We start from the raw sequence: 25,930 nt of genomic DNA, 5'->3' as shown, positions 1-25,930 counted from the left end.
TGTGTCCAATCTAGAGGGAATCATTAACCCATCGATCGACTCGTTGCTTGAGACCAACGACTCGAAGTACGCGCTGGTACTGAATTCGGCCAAGCGTGCACGTCAGATCAACGCATACTACGCACAGCTGAACGAAGGCCTGTTCGAGTATGTAGGTCCATTGGTTGAGACCAAGTTGAACGAAAAGCCATTGACCATCGCATTACGCGAATTGGACAACCAGCTGCTTAAGATCACTCGGGCTGAAGTCACCGAAGACTAATATCAAAGATGGCGTCCCGTGCGGACGCCATCTTTTTCTTTAACCACCAGGTTATAAATCACCAAGGATGAACTGCGTGAAGCGTATAGTTTTGGGCGTCTCGGCCGGGATCGCCGCCTATAAGTCAGTGTTGTTGCTTCGCCTGCTGCGCGAGGCCGGGCATCACGTCGACGTAATTCCCACCGAGAACGTAGCCAACTTCGTTGGCAACGCAACCTGGGAAGCACTATCCGGGAACCCGGTGACTTCCAACGTCTTCGACGCAGTCGAATCGGTGAACCACGTGCGGCTAGGCCAGCAGGCAGATCTGGTGCTCGTCGTCCCCGCGACCGCGGACATCATGGCCAAGGCCGCCGCCGGGATGGCCGATGATCTATTGACCGGCACGCTGCTAGCTACCAGGGCCCCGGTGGTGATGGCCCCGGCCATGCATACCGAAATGTGGCAGCACCAGGCAACGCGCGCCAATGTAAGCACGCTGCGCAGCCGCGGAGTGAAGATCATCGAACCGGCAAGCGGGCGCCTGACCGGCAAGGACACCGGCCCTGGAAGGCTTCCTGAGCCGGAAGAGATCTTCGCTGAGATCGCACCACTGCTGAGTACCCCGATGCTTGCCGGGCAGCGGGTGCTGATCACCGCCGGGGGAACGCGTGAACCGCTGGATCCGGTCCGCTACCTCGGCAACCGTTCATCGGGCCGCCAAGGCGTCGCCCTGGCCCAAGCCGCCCGAGACGCCGGCGCGCAGGTGACCCTGCTCGCGACGCATCTTGAAGTTCCCGCCCCGCATGGGGTCCGCCTCGTCCACGCTTCCAGTGCGCTGGAACTTCGCGCGGCCGTTTTTGCCGAGGCGCCGGGCAACGATGTGCTGATCATGAACGCGGCGGTCGCCGACTTCCGTCCGGCCTCCATCGAAAACTCGAAGATCAAAAAACGCGACGAACACTCTGCCCCGGTGATCACCTTGGTACGCAACCCAGACATCCTCGCCGAGATCGTCCAGGCGCGCTCCGAAGATGCCACCTTGCCCGGGCTGATCGTTGGCTTCGCTGCCGAGACGGGCGATGAGCAAGGCACCGTACTGGACTATGGCCGCTCCAAGCTCGAACGCAAGGGCTGCGAGATGCTGGTGGTCAACGAGGTCGGCGCGCAGCTGACGTTCGGCGAGGACACCAACAGCATTCAAGTGCTTTTCGCCTCGCAGGCCCCGAGCGTACAGGCCAAGGGAAGCAAGCTGGACGTTGCACGGGTTGTCATAGAACAGATCGCCGACGCAATAATCGGACATTCACGCGTCATAAAGTGAGCCGCGCCATATAGCGCTTGGTCACGTAACGTCGCAACTAAAAGCAATCGGTCGGTCAGACCAGATAGAGTAAAAAGGTGACTTCAACTAGCCCCGAACTTCGTCTTTTCACCTCGGAATCCGTCACCGAGGGACACCCAGACAAGATTTGCGACCAGATCTCGGATGCAATCCTCGACGCCATGCTGGCACAGGATCCGAACTCCAAGGTTGCAGTCGAAACGCTGACCACCACCGGACTGGTGCATGTGGCCGGCGAGGTAACCACTAACGGTTATGTCGAGATCCCCGAGATCGTGCGCAGCACCATTTTGGATATCGGCTACGACTCCTCGGCTAATGGCTTCGATGGCGCCCGTTGCGGCGTATCGGTGTCCATCGGCCAGCAGTCCCAGGAAATCCACGACGGCGTGTTCAACTCGCTGGAATCCCGCGAGGGAACCGCCGAGGGTCCACGCGACCTGCAGGGCGCTGGCGACCAGGGTCTGATGTTCGGCTATGCCTCGGATGAAACCGACTCGCTGATGCCAACCCCGATCTTCCTCGCTCACCGTCTCTCCGAGCGGCTGACCCAGGTGCGCAAGAACGGACGCATGCCATTGCTGCGTCCCGACGGCAAGACCCAGGTGACCATCGGCTACGACGGCGACACCCCGGTTTCGGTGGATACCGTAGTGGTTTCCAGCCAGCACGCCGCAGAGTACGAGTTGGAAACCCTTAAGGCAGATCTCGCGGAAGAGGTGGTTGCGCCGATTCTGGAGCGCATCGATCTGGATACCTCGAATGTGAAGATCATTTTGAACCCTTCGGGCCCGTTCGTCATCGGCGGCCCGGTTGGCGACGCCGGTCTGACCGGCCGCAAGATCATCGTGGACACCTACGGCGGTTTCGCCCGTCACGGTGGTGGCGCCTTCTCCGGCAAGGATCCTTCGAAGGTCGATCGTTCGGCCGCTTATGCGATGCGCTGGGTAGCCAAGAACGTCGTCGCAGCGGGTCTGGCTCGTCGCGCCGAGGTGCAGGTTGCCTACGCCATTGGAGTGGCTCGTCCGGTGGGACTCTACGTGGAAACCTTCGGTAGCGAAACGGTAGATCCAGCGAAGATCACCCACGCCATCAACGAGATCTTCGACCTCCGCCCGCTGGGCATTATCGAAGACCTCGACCTGTTGCGTCCGATCTACCGGAAGACCGCTGCGCACGGCCACTTCGGCCGCGACGACAACGATTTCACCTGGGAGCGCCTGGACCGCGTGGACGCGTTGCGCAACTGGTTCAACGCCTAGGAACCAGGTGCAGCAGGATGCCCTGATCTCAGCACCCGAGCCGGCCCGTATCAAACGGGTTGCCCGGGTGCTGATTGATTCTTCGGTCCCGCATCTGGACCGGCTTTTCGACTACGAGGTGCCGCCCTCGATGGTCCAAGCAGCGGCCGTAGGTGCGCGCGTCAAGGTGCCCTTCGGTCCACAGCAGCTGCCCGGGTTCATCACCGAAATCCTCGAAGACCATCCCTCGCCGATCAAGCTCAAGGCACTGGCGAAGCTGGTCAGCGACCAAGTCGTCTTGCACCGTGAAGTTTTTGAGGTCGCCGAGCTGGTGGCGAATCGCTATGCCGGCACCGTCTGGGATGTGGTGCGCCTGGCCGTGCCGCCACGCGCCGCGCGTGTGGAAAAAGAAGAGCTGCTCGACCAGCTGCCCACCCTGCCAGAATCACCGAACCAGGTCGAACACTACGAGCAGGGAGCGCAAACCCTGCAGGCCTGGGCCAATGGGGACACGCTGCGGGCCGTGGCCACCTGGGTGCCGAACTTCTTTGGCTCCTGGCCTGGATTCCTGCTGGATGCCTGCCGCCCGGTGCTCGCGCGTGCGCAACGGGTCCTGATTTTGGTTCCGGATGCCAGCGACCTGGAACGCTTAGCCGAGCACCTGGATGAACACTACGGCAAAGATTGCTATGCGCGCTTGCAGGCCGATGACGGGCCGACGCCGCGGTACCGAAACTTCTTGCGCGCCATCGGGGGCCACGTGCAGATCGTGATCGGCACCCGTTCGGCGGCCCAATGCCATGTGCCGGATCTTGGTCTGATTGTCCTGTGGCAAGATTCGGACCAATCCCATCGGGAACAACGTGCACCGTACCAGCATGCGCGCGAGGTAGCGCTGCTGCGCAGCACGCATGCAAACTGCTCGCTGCTGATCGCCTCGCCCTCGCGCTCGGTGGAGGCTCAGCGCCTGGTCGCTACCGGCTGGGCCATCGAGCTGAAGGTGCCGCGTGAGATTTTGCGCGCCCAGACCGCGCGAGTGGTGGCCACCACCAACGATTTCGAGCTGGAACGCGATCCGGTACTGGCTCGGGCTCGAATCCCGTCCCTTGCCTGGCGCGAGGCAACTAAAGCACTAGAAACTGGCCCCGTTTTAGTCCAGGTGGCCCGCACCGGATTCATGCCCGCCCTGGCCTGCCAAGACTGTCGAACCCTTGCACGGTGCCCACAATGCCAGGGCCCGCTGCAGCTTGGCGGCTCAGGTCAGCATGTGGCTTGCAAATGGTGCGGAGAGCAATACCGCGAGTACCGTTGCGCAGAATGCAGCTCTCCACGCATCCGGGCAGCCAGCATCGGCGCCGACCGCACAGCAGATGAGCTGGGACTCGCCTTCCCGAAGGTGCCGGTGATTTCCTCCACTGGTGCCAAACCGGTGCGGCAGTTGAACGGCAAACCTGCGCTTGTCGTCGCCACTCCGGGGGTCGAACCCTTCGTGGAAGCCGGATACAGCGCGGTGCTCCTGTTGGATGCCGACAAGATGCTGGCCCATGATTCCCTGCGCAATACCGAAGAAGTGCTTAGCCGATGGTTCACCGCAGCCTCCATGGCCAGCAGCTCCGGGGTAGTGGTGCTCACCGGGACACCGAGCCCGGCAGGTGCCGCTCTGGTGCGCTACGACCCGGCGAGCTTTGCCGAGCGCGAGCTGGGGGAGCGGCGTGAACTTGGCCTACCTCCAGCGGTGCGCAGCGCGGTGATTTCCGGCCCCGGTTCCGAACGGTTGATCGCCGCACTTGACCCGGCAATGCGCGACCGACTTCAGATTCATGGACCGACGATAATCGACGGTCCACCGATCGAACACCGTTATGTGCTCTTTTACTCCTACGCTGATGGTGCGGCAGTTACCGCGACCCTGCGTGCACTGCGTGCCAGAATGTCCGCCGCCAAAGACCCGGTGGTCAATATCGCGGTGGATCCCGACGAGGTACTTTGATCCGCGTTTAGACGTCCTGTCGAGCCAGGAACTCGGTAATGGCTGCGGCGGTTTCGGGTGCTTTTTCGTAGTGGATCAGGTGTCCAACTTCTGGCAGCATCACCAGTTCCGCTTGGTTGAAGCTCGCCCGCAGAGTTTCCTGAGTTTGAGCCGTGCCTAGCTCATCGAGCATGCCGCCAACCAGCAACGCAGGAATGCCGATTGCCCGGGAGTACTCGCCAACCGTGCCGCTGATCGAGGCTTGGTAGGACTGGGCGAGTGTGTCGCGAGAATGGAAACCGCCAAAGTAGGCGCGGTGCTGATCGCGCACATATCCACGCATCTGCGGATCCTTGCTTTTGGTCATCACCAGGCTCATCGCGTCCGAGGACAGCGTTGAGCGGAGCACCGCCTCGCCAAGGCGCGAAGGGAGCTTTGCGCATAGCGTGTAGTAGAAACCGGTGAGCTTGGCGATAAAGGCCTGTGAGGAGTCAAGGGCCAACTCGGAAATGGGATTGAGCAGGAGCAGCGCAGCAAAGTCGCGTTGCGTGGCGAGCTTGGCGGCGACCAATGAGCCAAAGGAATGACCTAGCAAGATGGCGCCCGCAGGTAACTGAAGTTCGTCGGCCAGGTCGTTGAGCGCGATCGCATAGCCATCAACGTCATGATCCACCTGCATCGAGGTCGATGCGCCGAACCCAGGCAGATCCGGCACGATGATCGTATATTGCGGCAGCTGCTCGATGATTCGGGTCAGCCCGTGATGATCTCCACGAAATCCATGGATCGCAAAGATAACCCCGGCGCTGTTATCGGCGCAGGCTGGATAGCTGAAAACCTTGGTGGTCGAGCCGTACAGGGCGTGGGTGGTAACCAATTCAGTGCGTGGGCTCATAGCTTAAAGCCTACCCGTCCAATAGGGCCATCGCAGTGCCCTCATCGATGACCAGCTCGGTGATCAGCCCACCATTGAGTGCCCCACGCACGGCATTGAGCTTGCCCCGGCCGGCCACCACACAGAAGCGTCGTGGCACCTGACGCAATGCGGCTAGGGTCGGTCCGGTCGCTCGGGCATTGATATCGATTTTCGCGTCGTTACCGTGCTTGTCGAAGAACACTGTGGCGACATCACCCACCACACCCTTGTCTCGGAGTTGTTTAGTTTCGGATTCGCTCAGATAGCCACCGCGGTACACCTGGGAGGCAAGCTTTGAATCGGCCGCGCCAAGCGAGAATACCGCCAAATTCATTTCCTGCTGGATGTTCAATACGCGTCGAACGGAAGTTTCCTGCCACATCGCTTCACGGGTGCTGGCCTTGTCGAAGAAGGCCGGGACTGGGAACTGCTCGGTGCGCGCAGTGAACGCCTGGCCGAAGCGGGTGAGGATTTCGCTTGCATAGCGCACCCCGCTGGAAACGGGGTTTGCAGCCCCATTTAATTGGACGACCACCGAATCATGGGTGGGATGGCTGTTCAAAGCTGCCGAGACCGCTTGCATCGTTTGTCCCCAGGCAACTCCGATGGTCATGGAAGAGGCGACCATGGTGCCCAATAAGTAGGCCGCGTGCGCAGAAACGCGTTGGAGTAGTTCGGTATCGTCCATCGAACCGTCGGTGGGGACCAGATGCACGCTGATCCCATACTGCTCGGCGAGCTGGTTGCCGACTAGCGCGGACATGTTTGCGGAGGGATTAATCTTCACCGACACCATCCCCGTGCGTTTGGCGTGGGAGAGCAAGCGGGAGACCGTGGAGCGGGAAACGCCGAGTTCTCGGGCGATCACCTCCATCTTTATATCCTGCAGGTAGTACAACTGAGCCGCACGCAGCGCATCCTTCGCCTTCGGGCTGGCTTGCACGGATGTGCCAGGATTGGGCAGTTTATACGGACCGGTGCTGGGGGATATCTGCATCAATCGGACCATTTCTGCACGTTTGTGCATTTCGTTTGACCGTTTCGTTCCATGGTGACCAGACTAACTGTTGACACGTACCAATCGTCAATAAAGGGGCATGTAATCGTGAATCGGGACCAGCTAGAGCAACTACGTGCACGGCCAAAGGCGCGCGTGCTCGTTGTCGGTGGCGGCATCAATGGCGTAGCAACTTTCCGCTACCTGGCGATGCAGGGAATCGACGTAGCCCTCGTGGAACGAGGCGACTACTGCCAGGGTGCCTCGGGTGCCAGCTCGCATATGATTCACGGCGGTATCCGCTACCTGGAAAACGGCGAGTTCCGATTGGTCCACGAATCGGTGCAGGAACGCAACTCCCTTTTGGAGATCGCACCGCACTATGTGAAACCGCTGCAGACCACGATTCCGATCTTCTCCACGTTCTCCGGAATTCTCAGCGCCCCGATGCGCTTCTTGAGCCACAAGTCGGGAAAGCCTACCGAACGAGGTGCGGCACTTATCAAAGCCGGCCTGATCATGTATGACGTATTTGCCGGCGTTGGGGGACGCAACACCCCGTGGCATAACTTCAAGGGCGCCAAGGCCGCCCTTAAGGATCTGCCGGCTTTGCGTGACGACGTGAAGTACACGGCTACCTACTTTGACGCCTCCGTGCATAACCCCGAACGGCTTACCCTGGATGTATTGCGTGACGGATTGAAGTCCAACGACCAAGCACGCGCCTCGAACTACGTTGAACTTGCAGGAGTTGAGTCGGGAACCGCGAAATTACGCGATGTACTCACCGGTGAGGAATTCGATTTCGACGCCGAGGTCATCATCAACGCCACCGGCGCCTGGGTTGACCTGACTAACGCGGATCTCGGTAAGCAAACCAAGTGGACCGGTGGCACCAAGGGCTCGCACATCGTGCTGGATCACCCGGAACTGCTTGCGGCCACGGGCGGGCGTGAGATCTTCTTCGAAAATGAAGACGGCCGCATTGTTTTGATCTACCCGATGCTCGGTCGTGTCCTGGTGGGCACCACCGACTTGGAACACGATATGCGTGAGCCTGCAGTTTGCACCGATGAGGAAGTGGACTACTTCTTCGACCTGATTCAACAGGTCTTCCCGCGGATCACCGTGGCTGAGGAAGATATCGTCTACAAGTTCTCCGGCGTTCGTCCCCTGCCAAACCACGACGATACCGCCCCAGGCTTCGTCTCGCGCGATTACCAGGTGAAAGAAACCCGCCTGACCGATACCACCACGATGCTTTCGCTGATCGGCGGTAAATGGACCACTTTCCGTGCGCTGGCCGAAAACCTCGGGGGCAAGGCCTTGGCCTTCCTGGGCGAAAGCGCAAAGGTCAGCACCGAAGGCGTGGCCATCGGCGGCGGCAAGAACTTCCCGAAGAACGATGGTGAGCTTGCCGCATGGTATGCCGCTCGCGAACAGCGTGCACCGCATTCACGTCTGCGTGTCTTGCTCGAGCGCTACGGCACCAGGGCAGACGCGGTGCTGGAACAGCTAGGCGAGCGGGAAGAGCTCCTGGAGCACAGCAGCGAACTGTCCGTCGAAGAACTCACCTATTTGGTTGAAGATGAGCAGGTGGGTCGCCTGATTGACGTCTTCATCCGGCGAACCAATCTCGCCTTCCGCGGGTTGGTTACTAAAGCTTTGGTCATCGAGGTAGCCTCGCACCTCGTGACACCAATGGGCTGGGATCAGTCCCAGACCGAAGCCGAGATCGACCATTCGCTCTCGGTACTTGCAGACAGCCATGGGGTCATCCTCGCGTAATCTGCACCGTCCGACGGCAGATTGCCGTCGGCCTACGAAATCACTAAGAGGTCAATGTTGTCCACTCACGTGTTTCTTGCCGAACTAGCCGGCACATTTATCCTTCTACTCATGGGCGGCGGTGTCTGCGCCAATGTCGCGTTGAAAGGCACCCTTGGTAGCGCTGCCGGATGGCTCGCCATCAGCTTCGGCTGGGGTCTAGGCGTCTACTGCGGTGTCTGGGTCGCCGGTATCTCAGGTGCTCACCTGAACCCCGCCGTAACCCTGGGCATCATGATCAACCCAGATATCACCGAATATGCACCGGGCGTCGCAATCACCTTTGCCAATACCATGCTCTACTTCTTGGCCCAGCTAATCGGTGCCTTCCTCGGCGCGGTCGGTACCTGGCTGGCCTACAAAAAGCATCTCGATGACAAGCAGAACGCCGGCACGCAGCTAGGCGTGTTCTCCACCGGTCCGGCGATCCGCTCCTACGGCTGGAATGTCGTCACCGAGGTATTTGGCACGTTCGTGCTCGTCTTCGTCATCGCCGGTCTGGGTAAGACCCCCCACCAACTGGGCCCACTAGCGGTCGCACTGCTAGTTGTAGCTATCGGCTTGTCCCTCGGTGGAGCAACCGGCTACGCCATCAACCCAGCTCGTGACCTCGGTCCTCGACTTGCACACGCTATCCTTCCTATCAAGGGCAAGGGTTCTTCGGACTGGGCTTACGCTTGGGTGCCAATCACCGGTCCGGTCATCGGTGGTCTACTAGGCGGCGTCGGCGCCGGTCTACTGTTCTAGAAAGAGAGATGTGAATCATGAGTGAAAAATATGTCATCGCAATTGACCAGGGAACCACCAGTTCCCGAGCCATCGTCTTCGATCATGCAGGCGAGGTCATCTCGGTAGGCCAGCTCGAGCACGAACAGATTTTCCCGGCGGCGGGTTGGGTGGAGCACGACGCAGCCGAAATCTGGAACAACATCCGCGAAGTCATCGGCCAGGCCCTCTCCAAAGCTAACCTGACCCGCCACGACATCGAAGTTGTCGGCATCACTAACCAGCGGGAAACCGCGGTGGTCTGGGACAAGAACACTGGCGAACCGGTGTACAACGCAATTGTCTGGCAGGACACCCGCACCCAGGACATCGTCGACAACTTGGCCAAGGAGGGGGGAGTGGACCGTTATAAGGACCGCGTCGGCCTGCCACTGGCCACCTACTTCTCCGGAACCAAGATCAAGTGGATCCTGGACAACGTCGAAGGCGCTCGCGAACGGGCTAAAGCCGGTGACCTGATTTTCGGCACCACCGATTCGTGGGTGCTGTGGAACCTGACTGGCGGCGTGGACGGCGGTGTGCACGTCACCGATGTGACCAACGCTTCGCGCACCCTGTTCATGGATTTGAAGACCCTGTCCTGGGACGAGCAGATTCTGGCGGACTTCGGTGTTCCGGTTTCGATGATGCCAGAGATTCGTTCCTCATCTGAGGTCTACGGAACGGTGGCCGGCAACCAGTTGCTTCGCGAAGTTCCTGTCGCCGGCATCCTGGGCGATCAGCAGGCCGCCACCTTCGGCCAGGCGGCTTTCACTGCCGGTACTGCGAAGAACACCTACGGTACCGGTTGCTTCTTGATCTTCAACACCGGCACCGAGATCGTGCATTCCTCCAACGGTTTGCTGACCACCATGGCCTACAAGCTGGGTGATGACGCTCCGGTGTATGCCTTGGAGGGCTCGATTGCAGTGGCTGGTTCGCTGGTGCAGTGGTTGCGCGACAACATCGGCATGATCGCCACTGCTCCAGAAATCGAAGAGCTGGCAGCCAAGGTTGACGACAACGGCGGCGTCTACATTGTCCCTGCGTTCTCCGGCCTGTTCGCCCCATACTGGCGGGCCGAGGCTCGTGGCGCCATCGTGGGCCTGACTCGCTTCGCGAACAAAAACCATATTGCCCGTGCCGCGCTGGAGGCCACCGCCTTCCAGACGCGCGAGGTGCTTGATGCGGTCAACGCGGACGCCGAAGTGCCACTGACCGAACTGAAGGTCGACGGCGGCATGGTGGCCAACGAAAGCCTGATGCAGTTCCAGGCCGACATCCTTGGTGTTCCGGTGGTTCGTCCAAAGGTCACCGAAACCACCGCACTAGGGGCGGCATATGCCGCTGGCCTGGCCGTGGGCTTCTGGAAAGGCCTTGGCGAACTGGAAACCAACTGGTCCGAGGACAAGCGTTGGGTGCCGGCCATGGGTGAAGAAGAGCGCGAGCGTAGCCTGCGCCTTTGGAAAAAGGCAGTTACTCGCACCTTCGACTGGGTGGATGAGGACACGAAGGCCTAATTCGGCCTTCGCCGCCATCGACATTGCCGGTGAGCGGAAAGAAGCAGACCTTGAATCAACCGATGAACGTTGATTCAAGGTCTGCTTCTTTTAACCGGCGGTGCCAGTCAGATGCCAGTCGATCATCTGGAGGATTTGGGCTCATCAACCGAGGTTTTCCGGTGGGTCTTCCATCTCGGGGCTATCGGCTGACTCTGAATTGGCGGGGTCGGGAATCGGCGCGTCACCCAACTGCAGTGCGTCCCAATAGGTGTTGCGCCGCGGTTTCTGTTCCGGGTCCAGGTGTGGTGGCAGGATGACGTGTGGCAGGCCGTCGACGTCGACGATATCGATGTGCCCGACATGGCGGCTGTGGTGGCCATCGGGACAGACTGCCACCCCGGAACGAACACTCGTGGTCCCGCCTTCGGACCATGGGCGCTTGTAATGGTCGATTTCAACTTGATCCGGTGCCGTGGTGCAATCGGGCACTATGCAGCCTCGATCGCGCGCCAGCACACCCATCCTCACGTAGCCCTCGTGGTAGCGCCTGGATCTGCCCATGTCCAAGGGCTGGCTGTTGCCGCCGAGCACCACGGGGATCACATTTGCTTTTGCCAGGGCCCGTCTGAGCTCGCCGGGCGGAAGTTGAACGCCGTTAGAAGTTATTCCATGGGCCCGGCCCAAATTCTGCAGGTCGCTGAGCCACATATAGACGAAGAATCGGGGAATAACCGGATGGCTCTTTCCTCCGACCGCGGGAGAGGCGAGAATCGCCATGAGCGCGTTGAGCCTGCGCAATTCGACGCTGACCTCTCCGGATCCGGAAGCAGATTCTCCGTTTGCATCATCCTCGCCGCCGGCTGCTACTTGGTCGGGTGCAGCCTCGGTCGTTTCGGGGTCTGCGCAGGCCCAAGCGGGCATTGGCAACTCGGTGCGCATCCATTGCGGTGTTTCGGCCGTCGTCTCCATGGTTGTGCCGGGCAAGCCGGATATTTCAACTGGCTCTGCTGCGGCCAGGTCCGTGGGCTCAGTGGCTACCGGATCTGAGGCTGGGTCGTTGATTGTTTCGGAATTGCCGTCGGCTTGAGCGTGGGAGCGAGCCGCTTTGCCAGCCTTGGTGCGAGGGTCGCTTGACTGCACGGCCATCGAGCGGATCAGCTGTGCCTGCGTGGCAAGAGTGCGAAGGGTGAATTCGTGAACTCCTTGGACCACCGGACCGATGAACAGGCCGAGTTTCGGCGGCAGCTTATCGCCGTTGAGTTGCTTGTACAGACTGATCCGAGTGCTGATCTCTTTGCGCGCCGCATTTGGGCCAAGCCCGCGTAGCGACTCTGCAGCGTGCTCTTCAAGTAAACGGCCGTCGGTATCGCGTGCTTTCAATTCTGCAGGGATACCGTCGAAGGTGGTGTCGGTAGTTTCGAGCTTCTCTAGACGCCGTGCGGTGGCTGCGATGGTGCGGCGGTCCGCGCTGCCCTCGGAATATACCTTAGCCAGGTGCGGGAAGCGCGGCTCGCAGATGGTGCCTTGCGGGGTGCGGCGACCGATGAGCAAGTGGGCATCCTCGATGCGGCGTTGAGCCTCGAAGTAGTTCAGCCCGAGCCAGGCGGCGAGCAGATCCCCGGTGCTCTTATAGCAAGTGCGGCCGGCGGCTAGTTCGGGGTTTGCCTCGAAGCTGCAGGTACCGTCGCGCAGGGCATCGTAGGTTTCCAAACTCAAGGCATGCGCGCCGCTGGCCTCCGCGTCCAGTGCGATGGTCAGCTGAGCCAGGTGCAACTGTTGGGCGAATTGCTCCACCATATCCGAGTAGGCCAAGACGAGCCGCGGGTCCCCGGACTGGTGGACCAGGTGGCCGATGGCGGTGAACAGGGCCAGGCATTGGACTCCCAGTTGCACGAGCATGGCACCGGTGAGGTGCGCCCCGAACTGAAGCGGGGCTCTGCACAAGGTGTGCAGCGCTGTGATGAGTGCTGGCGTGTTCATAGCTCCATGATTCGGCCTAGGCGATCTTGCTGCTCAGCTTCGCCCTCGATGTGTGGATAAGTCGCCAGAATAAATCTTGCGCGGTCATCGAGGGATGATTGGCCGATCGGCGGATCACAGCGCAGTTGGCCACTGGGAAAGCTCGCACCGCTTAGTTCCAGGCCCTGACTGCCAGAGTCTGCGGGGCTTTGCGGCATTGCGGATGAAGATGGTGGTGCGTGATTATTGCTGCGGCACCGGATGGCGCTCGGGCAGCGATACACCGAGAGAAGGTCTGCTCGAAGCGGAGCGGGGAGGCGACTGTATGGCGTGCCGTTTTTGGTGCGGGGCAGTTGGCGGTTCATCGATGCACCGGTGCGGCGGGAACTGCGATAGAATCGCTGTATGCATTTTCAGCGCGACCTAGTCTAAGAGCGGCCCGAGGCCGTACCCCCGAGTGGCAATTTGGGGGCTTTTGTTGTGTCTGGAGACAATACCAAGTTTTTCCGTCAGGAAATTTTTCCGCAAGTTTGTGAGACGAGCTCAGTGACATCATCGACGAACGAGACCAGAACCTACGACTTCAAGGACCTCGAGTCCAAGTGGCTACCGGTTTGGGATGAACTAGAAGTGTTCAAGCCCGCCGACGATGGCACCCGTGAACGTCGCTACGTGCTGGATATGTTCCCTTACCCCTCCGGCGACCTGCACATGGGACACGCGGAGGCCTTTGCCATGGGCGATGTTGTCGCACGTTACTGGCGCCTGCGTGGCTTTGACGTCATGCATCCCATCGGCTGGGACAGCTTCGGCCTGCCCGCTGAAAACGCCGCCATTAAGCGCAATGCGCATCCGGCCGAGTGGACCTACAAGAACATCGATACCCAGGCCGAGAGCTTCAAGCGCTACGCCATCTCCGCCGACTGGGATCGCCGTCTGCACACCTCGGATCCGGAGTACTACCGCTGGACGCAGTGGCTGTTCAACAAGTTCTACGAAAAGGGCTTGGCCTACCGCAAGGACCACCCGGTCAACTGGTGCCCGACGGACCAGACCGTGCTGGCCAACGAACAGGTAGTCAACGGAGCCTGCGAACGCTGCGGCACCCAAGTGACCAAGAAGTCGCTGAACCAGTGGTACTTCAAGATCACCGATTACGCCGATCGCCTGCTCGAAGACATGGATGCGCTCAAGGGCCACTGGCCAGAGCGCGTGCTGCTGATGCAGAAGAACTGGATCGGGCGTTCCGAAGGCGCTCAGGTGACCTTCCAGATCGAGGCCCACGAGTCCCTGGCCGAGGTGAAGATCCCGGTCTTCACCACCCGCCCGGACACCCTCTACGGGGCGACGTTCATGGTCGTCGCCGCGGATGCCGCGCTGGCCAATGAGCTGGTCACCGACGAGCACCGCGAAGCGCTGGAGTCCTACCAGGAGCAGGTCAAGACGCTCTCGGAAATCGAACGCCAGTCAAGCGAGCGCGAAAAGACCGGTGTGTTCACCGGCCGTTACGCGATCAACCCGCTCTCGGGCGAGAAGCTGCCGGTCTGGGCCGCGGATTACGTGCTGGCCGACTACGGCACCGGTGCGATCATGGCCGTGCCCGCGCACGACCAGCGCGACCTGGACTTCGCCCGCACCTTCGACCTGCCAGTGCGCGTGGTCGTGGAAACCGGCGAAGAGGACCCGGCAGTGTCGGGAACCGCGACGGCCGGCGAAGGAAAGCTGGTCAACTCCGGCGAGCTTTCCGGGCTGACCAAGACCGAGGCGGTCGCCAAGGCGATTGAGATCGTCGAGACCGCTGGCACCGGCGAACACACGATCAACTACCGGTTGCGTGACTGGCTGCTGAGCCGCCAGCGCTTCTGGGGCACCCCGATCCCGATCATCCACTGCGCCGATTGCGGCGAGGTCCCGGTACCGGATGACCAGCTGCCGGTGCGCCTGCCCGATAATCTGCGCGGCGAGCAGCTGGCACCCAAGGGCACCAGCCCGCTGGCCGCCGTCGAAGAGTGGGTCAACGTTGCCTGCCCGCAGTGCGGGAAAGCCGCCAAGCGCGACACCGACACCATGGACACCTTCGTGGATTCCTCCTGGTACTTCCTGCGTTTCGTCTCCCCGCACTACACCGAGGGCCCCTTCGATCCGAAGGCAGTGCGCGACTGGATGCCGGTAGGCCAGTATGTCGGCGGCGTCGAGCACGCCATCCTGCACCTGCTGTACTCGCGCTTCTTCACCAAGGTCATCCACGACCTCGGCCTGATCGACGCGACCGAGCCGTTCAGCGCGTTGCTTAACCAGGGCCAGGTGCTCAACGGCGGCAAGGCCATGAGCAAGTCCCTGGGCAACGGTGTGGACCTCGGCGAGCAGTTGGACAAGTTCGGCGTTGACGCGGTGCGGCTGACCATGATCTTCGCCTCCCCGCCGGAAGACGACGTGGACTGGGCCGACGTGTCGCCAAGCGGATCGCAGAAGTTCCTGGCCCGCGCCTGGCGCATCGCCCAGGATGTCACCAGCGCCCAGGGCGTGGACTTCAGCACCGGTGACAAGGCGCTGCGCCAGGTCACCCACCGCACCGTGCATGAGGCAGCCCAACTGCTGGATTCGGGCAAGTTCAACGTGGTGATCGCCAAGACCATGGAATTGGTCAACGCGGCCCGCAAGACCATCGATTCCGGTGCCGGCTCGGCTGACCCGGCCGTCCGCGAGGCGGCCACCGTCACCGCTCAGCTGCTGTCGATGTTCGCCCCCTACACCGCAGAGGATATGTGGGCCGAACTTGGCTACGAACCGAGCGTTGTGAACAGCGATTGGCCAGAGGTCGACGAGTCGCTGCTGGTCGACGATACGGTGACCGCAGTGGTCCAGATCAAGGGCAAGGTCCGCGCGCGTCTGGAAGTTCCGATCGACATTTCCGAGGATGACCTGCGCGAGCAGGCCTTGGCACATGAGACGGTGATTCGCATGCTCGACGGAAAAGAACCGTTGAAGGTCATCGTCCGTGCGCCAAAGCTCGTGAATGTGGTTCCGGCACCGTAAGCTCAGGGCATGAACGAACGCACGAAGAGCCCACGCGCGGGCTGGCTGCCTAAGTGGCTGGCCCCGCGTGGGCTTGCGCGTACCAGAATCGGCGTGGTCACCGACTCCGCCGCATGCCTGCCAGCACACTTGCTGGACAGCGAAGATTTTGCCTGCCTGGGAATCCCGATTATCGTGGACAACCACGTGCACGGCGAGGATCTGAACGCCTTGATGATGGGACTTGCCATGGGCAAACCCGTCAAGACTTCGCGTCCGGCACCGGGAGAATTCACTCGCGTCTACCGGGCGTTAGCCGCCGCCGGCTGCGAGTCGATCATTTCCATTCACCTTTCCGGGCAGCTATCCGGAACGGTGGAGGCCGCGCGCTTGGCAGCGGAGGGCATCGAGGTCCCGGTGAAGGTTATCGATTCGCGGACCGTAGCCATGCCCCAAGGATTTGCGGTCGCCGATGTGCTTGCTGCTCGCGATGCCGGCGCACCGTTGGAAATGCTTGAGCAGATCGCTCGCAGCGCGACGCAGAACTCCGTCTACTTCGCCGTGCCAAGTCTTGAGCAGTTGCGCCGCGGCGGACGAATCAGCACCATCTCTTCGGTGGTTGGCAACCTGCTGAACGTCAAACCGATTTTGAGCATCGCAGACGGAGCGATTCACCCGATCGAAAAACCGCGGTCTTTCGCCCGTGCCCAGGCACGACTGGTAGCGCTCGGGGCCCAAGCGGCCACTGAAGCCCAGGGGCCGGTACGCATTGGCGTGATGCACTTCGGGGCGGCTGAACTTGCCACCGAAATCGCTAACGAACTCGCCCCGCTCAGCGAACAGCAGGTGTCGATCGAATCCCTGCCCGCTGTGCTTGCGGCGCATACCGGCATCGGGGTACTCGCCGTGGCCGTCGCGCCGCTGAATCCACAATCCGAGCCGGAGGAACAGCTCCCTTCGTAGCTGTGGCGCAGACTGTCGGCCATGGGGCGCCACGACTTCTTCAGTAAATTTGCGCCACGGCCGACCCGCTTGCGCTTCGCCGTGTCGCGGGTCGCTGCCCTCGTGCTGGTACTCGTGGTTCTGGTCTGGGTTGCCTTCTCAATCATCTTCTCGCCGCCACCGGAGGCCGAAGAACTCGATTCCATTCCACTGGTGGCAGATCCTGAACACCCGGCGGCCACCGAAAAGCTCGCGACGGTCACCGTTCATGTGGTCGGGGCGGTGAAAAAGCCGGGCGTGTATGAGCTTCCCGACGGTTCGCGGATTACCGATGCGATCGACAAAGCCGGCGGCATGACCAAAAAAGCGCGTCCGGATCTCTTGAACTTGGCGGCCAAACTCACCGACGGCCAACAAATCATCCTGCCCGAAACTACCGATTCCACCGCAACGCTGGGGGAGCAGCCAGCCCAAGGGGGTAACTCGAAGGTTTCGCTTAACCAGGCTGATGCAGAGGCCTTGCAGACGCTTCCGGGCATTGGCCCGGCGCTGGCCAAGCGAATTATCGATTTTCGGAACAAAAATGGACCCTTCACCAGTGTTGAGGAACTCGACGCGGTTTCTGGAATCGGCCCGGTGCTCTTGGGAGAGCTCGCGGAACTGGTGATCCCGTGAAGACAGATTTTCGTGGACTTTGGATTTTGGCTGGAGCGTGGGTGACCGCCTACATGCAACCGCCGTTCTTAATCACCGCAATCGTGCTGCTGCTCTTCCTGATAATTTTTGCGCTATTGCTACGCAGGCGACACGATGCGCCTTCCTCCGCGCCTTGGTTTACCGGCCCACTGCTCTTGCTCCTGGCTTCGATCAGCGTCAGCGTGGTCACCCTAGGGCAGGATAATTGCCAACTGCCTGAGGGTGCAGAACAACAGCGACGGGTGGTAATTTCCTTCACTGATCAGCCGCGCCTCGACGGGGAAGGAATGAGCAAGGGAATTGCGCAGATAATAAAATATTGGGACAAGGACCGTTGGATCGCTTGCCCCACGCCCGTGTATCTGAGCCTGCCCTACCCGCTGCAACCCGGCGCGGATGAGTTCGAAACAATTCTTGACCTGCAATCTACCGGCACGAAAGGCGCCTTCGCTTGGTGGGCGAAGGCAAAGAGCGAACCTGTAGTCCAGACGTGGCAGGAACCGACGCCGGCAGATTATCTGAAAAGCAGGTTCACGTTGAGCGTGAAAAATCTTCCGGATGAGGCTCGCGGACTTCTTCCGGGCATGCTTTACGGGGACCGCTCGGGGCAAAGCGAAGAACTGTCCGCGGCTATGAAAGACAGCGGTCTGAGCCACCTCACCGCGGTCAGCGGCTCAAATGTGGCACTGCTTGGCGCCATGGCGCTCGTTATCCTCAGGCTCCTCTCCGTGCCCAGGGTGCCGGCCGCACTATTGAGCATCGGTTTTCTGGCATTATTCATTTGGTTCGTGGGACCTGACCCGAGCGTGCTTCGCGCCGGTTTGATGGGCATCATCGCAACCATTTCGCTCATGCTGGGTCGTGGGCGCGGATCCCTAGGAATATTGAGTCTGTCCGGAACCGTATTATTGCTCATCGATCCGTCACTAGCAGTGGAACCGGCATTCGCTTTATCAGTTCTTGCCACATTGGGCATCATCGTGCTGACCCCGGCAATCACTGAAATCCTCTCACGCGTCTTCCCGATCTGGTTTGCACAACTCACTGCAATTTGTTGTGCCGCGCAGTTCACTTGTCTTCCCGTGATCATCGCCTTGAACTCGAATTTCAGTCTGTACTCATTGCCTGTCAACCTATTGGTTGCACCATTGCTGCCCCTGATCACCAGCGTGGGCGTCATTTGCCTGCTGTTCTGCACTCCGCTGCCTGCGGTTGCCGACATATTACTTTGGGTGCCAGGGCTCCCGGCATGCTGGATCGGAAAGCTCGCGCTTTGGGTGATTGAGCTACCCGGAGCCTCACGTCCCTGGCCGCCTGGAATTGCCGGTATCGGCCTCGCGGTTGGATTCTCGGTGGTGTTCGCCGTCCTGCTGCTAAGCACTTATGAAAGCGAGCACGCGAGTATTCATCGGCTGGCTGGCATCGCGTTGGCGGTGGTCGTGGTCCTTCTTGCTGCGATGGTGCTGCCGGCGACCTTGTTCTACCGTCCGGCCATCCCAGTGGAATGGAATGTCGCGATGTGCGACGTAGGACAGGGAGACGCGTTCGTGATTCATACTGGTCCCGACGAAGGGTGGCTCCTGGACGCCGGACCGCCCGATGGGGGCGTGGCTGCCTGCGTCAAACAGCTTGGGATCCAAAAGCTATCCAAGGTTTTCATCACGCACGAACACGCAGATCATTTCGGCGGTTTCGCCGAGGTGGAAGCGACAGGACTGCAAATCGATGAGCGTTTAGTTTCCACCGGCTTCGACCCTAGCCGCTGGCCGGGTACAGCAGTCCTCAAACCGGGGGATAGCGCTGGCACGGACACCGTGCATTACAGAGTGATAGGGCCAAATGAAATCAGCGCGCGATATGCGGAACCGAATGACACCTCCTTAGTGATCGTCTTTGATTTTCTTGTCCAAGATCAAGTTGTGAGCTTCTTTACCGCCGGGGATCTGGAAGAAGAAGCAATGCACCAGTTGCTATCCGAGCTGCCGCAACCCCCGGTTCAAGTGCTCAAGGCTTCGCATCACGGAGCGCGGAATGGGGGCACGGAAATTATTGAAAAACTAAAGCCCCGAGTCCTTTTGATATCAGTTGGCAAAGACAATTCCTATGGTCATCCGCATCAAGAAATACTCGATGCCGCGCAGAGAACCGGCACTCGTGTCATCAGATCCGATCTTGAAGGTACGGTTCTGCTCACATTTGAACCGGGCAACGTGCTCGCCACGGCGATCGGGCCGGCAGTTCGGTAGGATCGAGATAACGCAAGACGCATAAAGGAGCTCGATGGCACGCGCGCAAGCATCTCCGGGAATATCTTGGCGGGATTTGACACCCCAACCCTTGATTCTGCTGACCGGATCCGAACAGTATCTCGCATCGCGAGCTTTCGAACTGTTGCGCAGCCAAGCTGCAACCCGCGAGGACATCCAACATACCCGGCTCAATGCGGCCAACTACGAGCCAGGCGAACTGTTGCTAGCCACTAGCTCCTCGTTGTTTTCCAGTGCAAACCTCGTTGAAGTACACGACCTAGCGTCGATGAACGAGTACTTCCTCAAAGATGCCTTGAACTATGTAAAGGATCAGGCACCAGAGAATGTGCTGATCATGCACCACTCTGGGGGGACTCGCGGCAAGAAATTGCTGGACGCCATTAAGTCCTCCGGCGCGTTGATCGTAAATTGCCAGCCAATTAAACGTGACGCGGAGAAAATTGACTTCGTACAGGCCGAATTCAAATCAGCCAAGCGTCGTATTACCAATGATGCGGTGAAGTCATTGGTGGCTGCGGTGGGCAATTCCTTGGCAGAGCTTGGATCCAGCTGTCACCAGCTGATTCAGGACACTACGGGGACCATTGACCAAGAGGTTGTTGACCGGTATTACGGTGGACGAATCGAAGCGACGGCTTTCAAAGTGGCGGATGCCGCTCTGGCTGGGAATGCGCAATTGGCGTTGACCACCTTGCGCCATTCCTTGGACACCGGAACGGATCCAATTCCCATCGTCGCCACCTTGGCGATGAAGGTTCGTCAGTTGGCGAAAGTTCTCGGGGTCAATGAGCCGGCTGCGTCCTTGGCCTCGGAACTGGGTATGGCTCCGTGGCAAGTCCAAGCCGCCCAACAGCAAGCACGCGGTTGGAAACGTGCTGATGTGGTGTTGTGCATCGAGAACATCGCGCAAACCGATCGCATGGTCAAAGGCGGTGGGCGTTCGCCAGGCTATGCCTTAGAACGCGCGATCTTGTTTATTGCCTCCAAAGCACCACAGCGATAGCCCAACTAGTTTCTTCATTTCGCGTTCGTCTCACCGTACTCGCTAGCGCTGGCGAGTTGGTCGTAGAGAGACCAAAAATCATCCATAGGGCGAGGCGTGCCGGCGATCAGGTATTCCAAGTACAACAGATGAGTGTGCCAGCCGATCAGATAGCTGGCGGTTTCACCGGTTAAACCCCGATGTACGAGCCGCAACTCGGTGGTGGATTCTCGCCCGATCAGTTCGATCTGCAATTCGGAAGGTTCTTCATCGGGGAACTGCCAGGACATGGCCAATAGCTTTTGCGTTTCGCATCGTCGCACCTTTGAGGTACAGAAATAATTCGGCGCATGCTCAATCGTGATCACTTGATCGACCTCAAAAGTTCCGGAATCCAGTTTGCCGAGCCAACTGGGCAACGTCTCGGCTGCGGTCAGCGCCTGCCACACTTGATCTGGAGTGGCAGGCATCTCCCATTGATGAAGGACACTTCCTAAGCCGCTATCAACTGATTTTTTGACTATAGGCATAGCTGAACACTAACGCAGTGCTACGTGGCATAAAAGTGGTGATTAAAGCACAAGATCCTCGAAACCCAAGGGTTTCGAGGATCTTGCTGAAGTTTAGCGTTGCTTAGAGGGCGTTAACCTTCTTGGCAATCGACGACTTACGGTTAGCAGCGTTCTTCTTGTGAAGAACACCCTTGCTAACAGCTTTGTCGAGCTTCTTGCCAGCTAGACGCAATGCGTCAGTTGCCTTATCCTTGTCACCGGCGACAATTGCGTCGTTGACGTTACGGATCACGGTCTTAACTTCCGAGCGGACTGCTACGTTACGTAGGCGAGCCTTTTCGTTGGTAAGGTTACGCTTCTTCTGGGACTTGATGTTTGCCACTTTAATAAACTCTCTCGTTTATTGCGAAATACGGTCGGTAGAGGGTTCATCCTTCGGGCCATCGACTGAGCGGTGTGGGGCACCTATGGCGACCCAAAGGGGGCGTGTCACCCAACCTGCGTGACACACAAGAATTAACTCTAGCAGAACGCCACGGCAACGACCAACGCCTAGCGGCCGTTATTTAGGGCGTTCACCACATTGCGGAAGCGTTGCTCATCGAGGATGGCTCCCTCGCGACGCACCGCGCTTTGTGCTAGTCGGATAATTCGATCGAGCTTGACCTCGCTGGGGCGACGCTCGCGGTCCCAGGAGCCAGTGCCGATGTCCAGATAGTCCGGATTGCTGCGGCCATCATTGTTTTTGTCTTTGCTGGTGAGCATGAGGCCAAGCAACCAGTTGCCGTCGCGACCAATAATTAGTACTGGGCGATCCTTTCCCTGGCTGGGATCCTCTTCGTAAGGGACCCAGCCCCAGACCACCTCACCGGGATCCGCTTCACCATCGAGGCTCGGGTTGTATTCGTAGTGGACTGTGCCGCGGAAATCACCCGGGTAGCCAGAGCCAGGAACGTCGGACCGGTCATTGCTGTTTCCGTGAGCCTGAGGAACTCGGCTCGGAGCATTGCTCGTCCGGCGGGTAGTGGTGGAGTTGTTTGAACCGTTCGAACGTGCGGAGTTAAACACTTTAACTGCACGCACAACGAGGGAAAGAATTTTCTGCACATTCAAAGCCATGATCGACAAACTATCAGGGCTCGCGGTTCCAAATAGGTAGTGACGCGTAAATCATGACAGAATGGAGCCTAATTCCGCGTCTATTCTTAGTTTGCAAATGAGGTCTGCTTAGGTGTCTCCATTGGCCCGCACCGCCCAGGTGCCAGCCGCGACCGATCCGTCGCTCATCCGTAACTTCTGCATCATTGCCCATATCGACCACGGTAAATCCACCCTGGCTGATCGCATGTTGCAGTCCACCGGCGTGGTCTCAGCCCGCGACATGAAGGCCCAGTACTTGGACCGCATGGACATCGAACGTGAGCGTGGTATCACCATCAAGTCCCAGGCTGTCCGCATGCCTTGGGAAGTTGACGGCGTGACCTATGCGCTGAACATGATCGATACGCCTGGCCACGTTGACTTCACCTATGAGGTTTCGCGTTCCCTAGCTGCCTGTGAAGGTGCTGTTCTGCTAGTTGATGCCGCACAGGGTATTGAAGCGCAGACTTTGGCGAACCTATATTTGGCCATCGAGAGCGATCTGAATATCATTCCGGTGCTCAACAAGATTGACCTGCCCAACGCGCAACCGGAAAAGTATGCCGAAGAATTGGCGAATCTCATCGGTTGCGATCCCGACGATGTCTTGAAGGTTTCAGGTAAAACCGGTCAGGGCGTCGAGGAGCTCCTGGACGAAGTTATCAAGCAGCTTCCGCCGCCGGTTGGTGTGGCCGATGCTCCTGCACGTGCAATGATCTTTGACTCGGTCTACGACACCTACCGCGGTGTGGTCACCTATGTTCGAGTCGTCGATGGCATGTTGCGACCGCGCGAACGCGTCCAGATGATGTCCACCGGCAGCACGCACGAACTGCTCGAAATTGGCGTCTCCTCACCAAACGCGGTTCCAAGTAAAGGACTGGGTGTAGGTGAAGTTGGCTACCTGATCACTGGCGTGAAGGATGTACGCCAGTCTAAGGTCGGCGACACGGTCACCAATAGCTTGAGGCCTGCCACCGAGACCCTCGGCGGCTATGAAGACCCGAAGCCTATGGTGTTCTCTGGTCTATACCCAATGGACGGTACAGATTACCCCGCGCTGCGCGACGCCTTGGATAAGCTTCAGCTCAATGACGCTGCCCTGGTTTACGAGCCAGAGACCTCCGTTGCTTTGGGCTTCGGGTTCCGCGTTGGTTTCTTGGGGCTCCTGCACTTGGAAATCACTCGTGAGCGTTTGGAGGCCGAGTTCAACCTCGACCTAATTTCTACCGCTCCGAACGTGGTCTACGAAGTCATGGGCGAAGACAAGCAGTTGACCACAGTGACTAACCCTTCGGAATTCCCTGAAGGCAAGATTCTTGAGGTTCACGAACCTTTGGTCTCGGCAACTATTCTTGCGCCAGCGGAATTCATCGGTTCCGTCATGGAATTATGCCAGGGGCGCCGTGGCACCTTGCGCGGCATGGATTACCTCAGCGAAGAGCGCGTAGAAATGCGTTACACGCTCCCGTTGGCCGAGATCGTTTTCGACTTCTTCGACCACCTGAAGTCACGTACGCGTGGTTATGCATCCTTGGACTGGAAAGCCGACGGGCAGCAGGTTGCAGACCTGGTCAAGGTCGACATTCTGTTGCAAGGTGAGCAGGTGGACGCGTTTAGCGCGATCACGCACCGCGACAAAGCATACTCATACGGCGTGATGATGACCGGCAAGCTTCGCGAACTGATTCCACGCCAGCAGTTCGAGGTGCCTATTCAGGCCGCTATCGGATCGCGCATCATTGCCCGAGAATCCATCCGAGCCATCCGCAAGGACGTTCTGGCTAAGTGCTACGGCGGCGATATTAGCCGTAAACGTAAACTGCTTGAAAAGCAGAAGGCTGGTAAGAAGCGAATGAAAATGGTTGGTCGTGTGGAGGTTCCGCAGGAAGCCTTCATCGCCGCGTTGTCCACAGGCGAAGAGAAAAAGAAGTAAATGCCCTCAGTTTTGCCTGATGGCGATCCGGCTCCAGCCGATGGTCTGCTCCCCGCATTGTGCTCGCACAATGCGCAGGAGCGGACCATGTCCTTTTATGTTCATATTCCGTTCTGCACCGTTCGGTGTGGATATTGCGACTTCAACACCTACACGGCAACGGAACTGGGTTCCGGGGCGAGCCAGGCCAGCTATGCAGCCACAGTTAGCCAGGAAATCAGTTTCGCTCGTGGAGTGATGGATAAGTCCGGCTTGCCGCATCGTGAAATCGAAACCGTCTTCTTCGGTGGCGGCACACCCACGTTGCTGCCGGCTAGCGACCTGGTGTCGGTATTGGCTCGGATCACTAGCGAGTTCGGTTTGAAGCCCGGCGCCGAGGTCACCACCGAGGCGAACCCTGATTCGGTGACCCGCGAGAGCCTGCAAGAGCTCAAGGATGGCGGGTTTACGCGCGTGTCCTTCGGCATGCAGTCTGCGGTGCCACATGTGCTGGCTGTTCTGGAAAGAACCCACGATCCCAAGCGGGTGCCGCAGGTGGTCCAGTGGGCTCGTGAGGTCGGCCTAGATGTGAGTGTAGACCTGATCTATGGGACCCCGGGGGAGTCCGTGGAAGATTGGCGTACAAGCGTCGAAGCGGCCCTGAGCTACGAGCCGGACCATATTTCGGCCTATGCGCTAATTATCGAAGATGGCACCAAGCTTGCAGCGCAAATTCGTCGCGGTCAGGTGCCGAATATCGACGATGACGATCATGCCGAAAAGTATCAGATTGCCGACGAGATGTTCGCCGCCGCTGGTTTCAACTGGTATGAAGTCAGCAACTGGGCCAAGGGCGATGGGCATGCTTGCCGGCATAACGTCGCCTACTGGCAAGGTGGAGACTGGTGGGGTGCTGGACCCGGCGCCCACTCACACGTTGGTGGCCTGCGCTGGTGGAATGTCAAGCACCCTTCGGCCTATCAGCAGCGGATCGACGGTGGAATCTCGCCAGGCCATGGCCGCGAGTTCCCCGATGCCGAGGCGGTCAAACTAGAGCGAACGATGCTGTTGACCCGATTAGACAGCGGCATGCCGATCGCCGAACTGGATGAGCATGGTCGTCGGGCAGTCGCGGGACTCATTGCCGACGAACTGATCGAACCCAAGGCGGCCTTTGCCGGAACTATCGTGTTAACGCAACGAGGCCGGCTCCTGGCCGACCTTGTAGTGCGCGAACTGTTGGACTTCTAAAGTTTCAACAGGGTTTGTTACTTCATTAGCCGCAGGTTGAAAGCGTAGCGGTATGGGCGTCCCTTGTTAGCCTGGATGGCTGCACGGGCGCCCATCAGTGTCATATAGACCCACAGTGCGACGGTTGCTACAGCAAAGACCCAACCAAGCCCGGGCACAAGAGTCAGCACGTTCAAGAGGATTGCCAGAATGGTTAGCGGGAACGTGAAGTTGAACGCTTCTTTCGACTCTTGCGAGGTGAAAGGTCCGCGGTCGCGGTACACGGCGAAGATGATGGCCGCTGGAATGCATCCCAGTACTGCGCCGAAATGCGACATCATGGCCCATTGACGGTCCTCAGAGGGAGTCAAGGGCAAAGCCGAGACCTTGGAACCTTCGAAGCGTGAATTTTCCGGTGGTACGGTCTTGCGTGCAGTCACGTGGCGCTTCCTTGGATAGGAGGGTG

Annotated in this window: 21 protein-coding genes; 14 read left to right on the top strand and 7 right to left on the bottom strand. The window is 59.3% G+C overall.

What is annotated here, in order from left to right; genetic code table 11:
* Position 1 precedes the first annotated feature (1 nt).
* The 4 genes from rpoZ (at position 2) to LG294_RS08785 (ending at position 4,817) form a co-directional block, all read left to right on the top strand.
* On the top strand, positions 2–262 hold the full coding sequence (gene rpoZ / locus LG294_RS08800; protein ID WP_404291475.1) for a DNA-directed RNA polymerase subunit omega: 261 nt from the start codon (positions 2–4) through the stop codon (positions 260–262).
* Between the two features lie 67 nt (positions 263–329).
* Complete coding sequence (gene coaBC, locus LG294_RS08795; protein ID WP_404291473.1) at positions 330–1,565, top strand: bifunctional phosphopantothenoylcysteine decarboxylase/phosphopantothenate--cysteine ligase CoaBC; 1,236 nt, start codon at positions 330–332, stop codon at positions 1,563–1,565.
* Positions 1,566–1,642: 77 nt separating this feature from the next.
* Positions 1,643–2,848 carry a methionine adenosyltransferase gene (gene metK / locus LG294_RS08790; RefSeq protein WP_404291471.1) on the top strand — a complete coding sequence of 402 codons (1,206 nt, stop codon included), beginning with the start codon at positions 1,643–1,645 and terminating at the stop codon, positions 2,846–2,848.
* 7 nt (positions 2,849–2,855) lie between these two features.
* Positions 2,856–4,817: a primosomal protein PriA gene (locus LG294_RS08785; RefSeq protein ID WP_404291469.1), complete on the top strand. Its 1,962-nt coding sequence runs from the start codon at positions 2,856–2,858 to the stop codon at positions 4,815–4,817.
* A 7-nt stretch (positions 4,818–4,824) separates the two neighbouring features.
* Here the strand turns inward: LG294_RS08785 and LG294_RS08780 are convergent, their stop codons facing one another.
* Positions 4,825–5,691 carry an alpha/beta fold hydrolase gene (locus LG294_RS08780; protein WP_404291466.1) on the bottom strand — a complete coding sequence of 289 codons (867 nt, stop codon included), beginning with the start codon at positions 5,689–5,691 and terminating at the stop codon, positions 4,825–4,827.
* Between the two features lie 10 nt (positions 5,692–5,701).
* Positions 5,702–6,739, bottom strand: a complete 1,038-nt coding sequence (locus tag LG294_RS08775) for a sugar-binding transcriptional regulator (protein WP_404291464.1) — start codon at positions 6,737–6,739, stop codon at positions 5,702–5,704.
* Positions 6,740–6,817: 78 nt separating this feature from the next.
* Between LG294_RS08775 and LG294_RS08770 the strand changes: the two genes are divergently transcribed.
* Genes LG294_RS08770 through glpK form a run of 3 tightly spaced genes read left to right on the top strand, consistent with a single transcriptional unit; the run spans position 6,818 to position 10,821 of the window.
* The gene (locus LG294_RS08770; protein WP_404291462.1) at positions 6,818–8,497 is read left to right on the top strand and encodes an FAD-dependent oxidoreductase; all 1,680 of its coding nucleotides are present in this window, start codon (positions 6,818–6,820) and stop codon (positions 8,495–8,497) included.
* Positions 8,498–8,551: 54 nt separating this feature from the next.
* The gene (locus tag LG294_RS08765; RefSeq protein ID WP_404291460.1) at positions 8,552–9,283 is read left to right on the top strand and encodes an MIP/aquaporin family protein; all 732 of its coding nucleotides are present in this window, start codon (positions 8,552–8,554) and stop codon (positions 9,281–9,283) included.
* A 17-nt stretch (positions 9,284–9,300) separates the two neighbouring features.
* Complete coding sequence (glpK, locus tag LG294_RS08760; protein ID WP_404291458.1) at positions 9,301–10,821, top strand: glycerol kinase GlpK; 1,521 nt, start codon at positions 9,301–9,303, stop codon at positions 10,819–10,821.
* A 144-nt stretch (positions 10,822–10,965) separates the two neighbouring features.
* Here glpK and LG294_RS08755 read toward each other — a convergent pair whose 3' ends face one another.
* Positions 10,966–12,783, bottom strand: coding sequence for an HNH endonuclease signature motif containing protein (locus LG294_RS08755; RefSeq protein WP_404291456.1), 1,818 nt, complete (start codon positions 12,781–12,783; stop codon positions 10,966–10,968).
* A gap of 495 nt (positions 12,784–13,278) precedes the next feature.
* Here LG294_RS08755 and leuS point away from each other — a divergent pair, with 495 nt between their 5' ends.
* Genes leuS through holA form a run of 5 tightly spaced genes read left to right on the top strand, consistent with a single transcriptional unit; the run spans position 13,279 to position 20,688 of the window.
* On the top strand, positions 13,279–15,798 hold the full coding sequence (leuS, locus tag LG294_RS08750; protein ID WP_404291712.1) for a leucine--tRNA ligase: 2,520 nt from the start codon (positions 13,279–13,281) through the stop codon (positions 15,796–15,798).
* Positions 15,799–15,807: 9 nt separating this feature from the next.
* The gene (locus tag LG294_RS08745) at positions 15,808–16,740 is read left to right on the top strand and encodes a DegV family protein (protein WP_404291454.1); all 933 of its coding nucleotides are present in this window, start codon (positions 15,808–15,810) and stop codon (positions 16,738–16,740) included.
* Between the two features lie 21 nt (positions 16,741–16,761).
* Positions 16,762–17,394, top strand: a complete 633-nt coding sequence (locus LG294_RS08740) for a helix-hairpin-helix domain-containing protein (RefSeq protein WP_404291452.1) — start codon at positions 16,762–16,764, stop codon at positions 17,392–17,394.
* Positions 17,391–19,661: a ComEC/Rec2 family competence protein gene (locus tag LG294_RS08735; protein WP_404291450.1), complete on the top strand. Its 2,271-nt coding sequence runs from the start codon at positions 17,391–17,393 to the stop codon at positions 19,659–19,661. The genes LG294_RS08740 and LG294_RS08735 overlap by 4 nt, the downstream gene beginning before the upstream one ends.
* 34 nt (positions 19,662–19,695) lie before the next feature.
* A complete protein-coding gene (gene holA / locus LG294_RS08730; RefSeq protein WP_404291448.1) occupies positions 19,696–20,688 on the top strand; it encodes a DNA polymerase III subunit delta in 993 nt (330 codons plus the stop codon).
* 14 nt (positions 20,689–20,702) lie between these two features.
* On the opposite strand, the gene LG294_RS08725 is transcribed toward holA, so the two are convergent.
* The 3 genes from LG294_RS08725 to LG294_RS08715 form a co-directional block, all read right to left on the bottom strand.
* Complete coding sequence (locus LG294_RS08725; RefSeq protein ID WP_404291446.1) at positions 20,703–21,137, bottom strand: SRPBCC domain-containing protein; 435 nt, start codon at positions 21,135–21,137, stop codon at positions 20,703–20,705.
* A gap of 163 nt (positions 21,138–21,300) precedes the next feature.
* Positions 21,301–21,561, bottom strand: a complete 261-nt coding sequence (gene rpsT / locus LG294_RS08720) for a 30S ribosomal protein S20 (protein WP_404291444.1) — start codon at positions 21,559–21,561, stop codon at positions 21,301–21,303.
* 170 nt (positions 21,562–21,731) lie between these two features.
* Complete coding sequence (locus tag LG294_RS08715; protein WP_404291442.1) at positions 21,732–22,298, bottom strand: type II toxin-antitoxin system PemK/MazF family toxin; 567 nt, start codon at positions 22,296–22,298, stop codon at positions 21,732–21,734.
* A 112-nt stretch (positions 22,299–22,410) separates the two neighbouring features.
* Here LG294_RS08715 and lepA point away from each other — a divergent pair, with 112 nt between their 5' ends.
* A complete protein-coding gene (lepA, locus tag LG294_RS08710; RefSeq protein ID WP_404291440.1) occupies positions 22,411–24,255 on the top strand; it encodes a translation elongation factor 4 in 1,845 nt (614 codons plus the stop codon).
* Positions 24,256–25,485, top strand: a complete 1,230-nt coding sequence (gene hemW, locus LG294_RS08705) for a radical SAM family heme chaperone HemW (protein ID WP_404291438.1) — start codon at positions 24,256–24,258, stop codon at positions 25,483–25,485. It begins immediately after the preceding gene.
* A gap of 17 nt (positions 25,486–25,502) precedes the next feature.
* Here hemW and LG294_RS08700 read toward each other — a convergent pair whose 3' ends face one another.
* Entirely contained in the window at positions 25,503–25,904 is a 402-nt protein-coding gene (locus LG294_RS08700) for a DUF4870 domain-containing protein (protein WP_404291436.1), read from the bottom strand.
* Positions 25,905–25,930: the final 26 nt, after the last annotated feature.

Source organism: Glutamicibacter arilaitensis, from assembly GCF_044793945.1.
GTDB lineage: Bacteria > Actinomycetota > Actinomycetes > Actinomycetales > Micrococcaceae > Glutamicibacter > Glutamicibacter arilaitensis_B.
The sequence above is the reverse complement of the archived record's forward strand: the minus strand, read 5'-3'. Positions and strand labels throughout refer to the sequence as shown.

Bases quoted from the DNA above. Each gene is read 5' to 3' on its own strand.
- coaBC (WP_404291473.1), top strand. From the start codon at position 330: ATGAACTGCGTGAAGCGTATAGTTTTGGGCGTCTCGGCCGGGATCGCC.
- LG294_RS08780 (WP_404291466.1), bottom strand. From the start codon at position 5,691: ATGAGCCCACGCACTGAATTGGTTACCACCCACGCCCTGTACGGCTCG.
- LG294_RS08775 (WP_404291464.1), bottom strand. From the start codon at position 6,739: ATGCACAAACGTGCAGAAATGGTCCGATTGATGCAGATATCCCCCAGC.
- LG294_RS08765 (WP_404291460.1), top strand. From the start codon at position 8,552: ATGTTGTCCACTCACGTGTTTCTTGCCGAACTAGCCGGCACATTTATC.
- glpK (WP_404291458.1), top strand. From the start codon at position 9,301: ATGAGTGAAAAATATGTCATCGCAATTGACCAGGGAACCACCAGTTCC.
- LG294_RS08755 (WP_404291456.1), bottom strand. From the start codon at position 12,783: ATGAACACGCCAGCACTCATCACAGCGCTGCACACCTTGTGCAGAGCC.
- LG294_RS08745 (WP_404291454.1), top strand. From the start codon at position 15,808: ATGAACGAACGCACGAAGAGCCCACGCGCGGGCTGGCTGCCTAAGTGG.
- LG294_RS08740 (WP_404291452.1), top strand. From the start codon at position 16,762: ATGGGGCGCCACGACTTCTTCAGTAAATTTGCGCCACGGCCGACCCGC.
- holA (WP_404291448.1), top strand. From the start codon at position 19,696: ATGGCACGCGCGCAAGCATCTCCGGGAATATCTTGGCGGGATTTGACA.
- LG294_RS08725 (WP_404291446.1), bottom strand. From the start codon at position 21,137: ATGCCTGCCACTCCAGATCAAGTGTGGCAGGCGCTGACCGCAGCCGAG.
- LG294_RS08715 (WP_404291442.1), bottom strand. From the start codon at position 22,298: ATGGCTTTGAATGTGCAGAAAATTCTTTCCCTCGTTGTGCGTGCAGTT.
- hemW (WP_404291438.1), top strand. From the start codon at position 24,256: ATGCCCTCAGTTTTGCCTGATGGCGATCCGGCTCCAGCCGATGGTCTG.